Annotated in this window: 2 protein-coding genes; both read left to right on the top strand. The window is 69.3% G+C overall.

Annotated elements, in window-relative coordinates:
* Positions 1-40 precede the first annotated feature (40 nt).
* A complete protein-coding gene (locus G3N99_RS37220; RefSeq protein WP_206124861.1) occupies positions 41-1756 on the top strand; it encodes a GMC family oxidoreductase N-terminal domain-containing protein in 1716 nt (571 codons plus the stop codon).
* Positions 1743-3368: NAD(P)/FAD-dependent oxidoreductase (locus G3N99_RS37215; RefSeq protein WP_206124860.1), on the top strand; the 1626-nt coding region annotated here is incomplete at its 3' end. The genes G3N99_RS37220 and G3N99_RS37215, both read left to right, overlap by 14 nt.

The raw sequence follows: 3368 nt of genomic DNA, 5'->3' as shown, positions 1-3368 counted from the left end.
CGCGCCCCGCTTGATCCATCGACCATCTGAGGACGATTCCATGAGCAAGACTTTCGACTACATCGTCGTTGGCGGCGGTTCGGGCGGCAGCGTCGTCGCCGGGCGGCTGACCGAGGACCCGGCCGTGACCGTCTGCGTGCTCGAGGCCGGCGGCCGCGGCGACGGCACGCTCGTCAACGTGCCGACCGGCGCGGTCGCGATGATGCCGACCCGCATCAACAATTGGGCCTTCGACACGGTGCCGCAGCCGGGCCTCGGCGGGCGCATCGGCTACCAGCCGCGCGGCAAGGCGCTGGGCGGTTCGTCGGCCATCAACGCGATGGTCTATATCCGCGGCCATCGCGTCGACTACGACGGCTGGGCCGCCCTCGGCAACGAAGGCTGGAGCTACGACGACGTGCTGCCGTACTTCCGCCTGAGCGAGCACAACGAACGCTTCGACGATGCGTGGCACGGCCGCGACGGCCCGCTGTGGGTGAGCGACCTGCGCACCGGCAACCCGTTCCATGCGCGCTACCTGGAAGCCGCGCAGCAGGCCGGCCTGCCGCTCACCGACGATTTCAACGGCGCGCAGCAGGAAGGCATCGGCATCTACCAGGTCACGCAGAAGCACGGCGAACGGTGGAGCGCGGCGCGCGCGTACCTGCTGCCGCACGTCGGCCGCCGCGACAACCTGACGGTCGAGACGCACGCGCAGGTGCTGCGCATCCTGTTCGACGGCACCCGAGCGATCGGCGTCGAGGTACGCCAGCATGGCGAGGTCCGCACGCTGCGCGCACGGCGTGAAGTCGTGCTCGCGGCCGGCGCACTGCAAACACCGCAGTTGCTGATGCTGTCCGGCGTCGGCCCGGGCCGCGCGCTCCAGCAACAGGGCATCGCCGTGCACGCCGACCTGCCCGGTGTCGGCCTCAACCTGCAGGATCATCCTGATTTCATCTTCGGCTACCGCACACGCAGCGTCGACACGATGGGCGTATCCGCGGGCGGCGGCCTGCGCATGCTGCGCGAGCTTGCGCGCTTTCGCCGCGAACGGCGCGGCATGCTGACGTCGAATTTCGCGGAAGGCGGCGGTTTCCTGAAGACGCGCGCCGAACTCGACGCGCCGGACATCCAGCTGCACTTCGTCGTCGCGCTCGTCGACGATCACGCGCGCAAGCTGCACACCGGCCACGGGCTGTCGTGCCACGTGTGCCTGCTGCGGCCGCGCAGCCGCGGCTCCGTCACGCTCAACAGCGCCGATCCGCTCGCCGCGCCGCGCATCGATCCCGCGTTCTTCGACGACCCGCGCGACCTCGACGACATGGTCGCGGGCTTCCGCCTCACACGCCGGCTGATGGAAGCGCCGGCACTCGCCGGCTGGACCACGCGCGACCTGTTCACCGTGAACGTCAACACCGACGATGAAATCCGCGACGTGCTGCGGCGGCGCACCGACACCGTGTATCACCCGGTCGGCACGTGCCGGATGGGGCACGACGCACTCGCCGTCGTCGATCCGCAACTGCGCGTGCATGGCCTGCAGGGGCTGCGCATCGTCGACGCGTCGATCATGCCGACGCTCATCGGCGGCAATACCAACGCGCCGACGATCATGATCGCCGAGAAAGCCGTCGACCTGATCCGGGGCGTGTGCCGACCGTCCGCACAGCCACAAGGCGAAACCGTCAGGATAGCGACGGATCGCGACACCGTTACCGCATCGTGCACCGCGCACGATGCTGTCCAGCCCGAGGAAACCCGCCATGTCGTCGCGTGACGCAGCCCACCTGACCGAATCCGCCGCCCCGCTTGCGGCGATCATCATCGGCGCCGGTTTCGCCGGCATCGGCATGGCGATCGCGCTGCAACGCGCCGGCATCCACGATTTCGCGATCGTCGAACGCTCGCACGACGTCGGCGGCGTGTGGCGCGACAACAGCTACCCGGGCGCCGCCTGCGACGTGCCCTCGCACCTGTACTCGTTTTCGTTCGAGCCCAATCCGGCGTGGTCGCGCGTGTTCGCGCCGCAGCCCGAAATCCACGCGTACCTGCAGCATTGCGCGCGCAAGTACGGCCTCGCGCGCTACCTGCGCTTCGGCGCCGAAGTTGCGCACGCACGCTACGACGAAGCCGCTGCGCTGTGGCGCGTCACGCTCGCCGACGGCACGACGCTCAGCGCCGCCGTGCTCGTCAGCGGCACCGGGCAGTTGAGCCGCCCCGCGATGCCCGACCTGCCCGGCATCGACACGTTTCGCGGCCGCGCCTTCCACTCCGCGCGCTGGGATCACGACTATTCGCTCGCCGGCAAGCGCGTGGCGGTCGTGGGCACCGGCGCATCGGCGATCCAGTTCGTCCCGGCGATCGCGGGCGACGTGAAGCATCTGGTCGTATTCCAGCGTTCGCCGGCCTATGTGATGCCGCGCCCCGATCGCGCGTACCGCCCGTGGGAGAAGGCGCTGTTCCGCCGGTTGCCGTGGGCGATGAAGCTGCATCGCGCATCGATCTACCTGCGCTACGAATCGCGCGCGATCGCGTTCACGCGCCTGCACAAGCTGATGAAGGTCGCGGTCGGCCGGCCGTTCCACACGCTGCTCGCACGCGACGTGCCGGACCCCGCGCTGCGTGCGCGGCTCACGCCCGACTACCCGATCGGCTGCAAGCGCATCCTGCTGTCGAGCGACTACCTTGCCGCGATGAGCCGCGACAACGTCGAGCTCGTCACGCAGCGGATCCGGCGCGTGACGGAGGACGGCATCGAGACCGTCGACGGCGTACACCATCCGGTCGACGCGATCGTCTACGGCACGGGGTTCGCGGCGACCGAATTCCTGTCGCCGATGCGCATCACAGGCCGCGACGGGCTCGACCTGAACGACGCATGGCGGCGCGGCGCGCAGGCGTATCTCGGGCTCACCGTGCCCGGCTTTCCGAACTTCTTCATGCTGTACGGCCCGAACACCAATCTCGGCCACAACTCGATCGTCTACATGCTCGAAAGCCAGATCGCGCACGTGATGCGCTGCCTGCGCACGATGCGGCGCGACGGTGCGCGCGAGATCGACGTCGACGCGCGCCGCTACCGGCGCTTCAACCTGCATGTGCAGCAGCGGCTCGAAGGATCGGTGTGGAACAGCTGCAAGAGCTGGTACGTCGATGCGTCGGGGCACAACAGCACGAACTGGCCGGGCTTCACGCTGACCTACCGGTGGATCACGCGCTTCACCGGGATGTCCGCTTACCGCTTCACGCATCCGTTGCCCGAGTCGCTCGCACCGGCGCGCGACGTGGTGGTCGCGCCGCCGGCCGGCCGGCTGGAGGCACTGACGGCCGCATCGCTGCGCGGCTTCCTGCGGGTGGCGTTTCGGCCACTAATCGGGCCGCCGTTCGGC

The sequence above is a fragment of the Burkholderia sp. Ac-20392 genome (genome assembly GCF_017104585.1).
GTDB classification, from domain to species: domain Bacteria; phylum Pseudomonadota; class Gammaproteobacteria; order Burkholderiales; family Burkholderiaceae; genus Burkholderia; species Burkholderia lata.
This window is presented reverse-complemented; position numbering and strand designations above follow the sequence as displayed.

Bases quoted from the DNA above. Each gene is read 5' to 3' on its own strand.
- G3N99_RS37220 (WP_206124861.1), top strand. From the start codon at position 41: ATGAGCAAGACTTTCGACTACATCGTCGTTGGCGGCGGTTCGGGCGGC.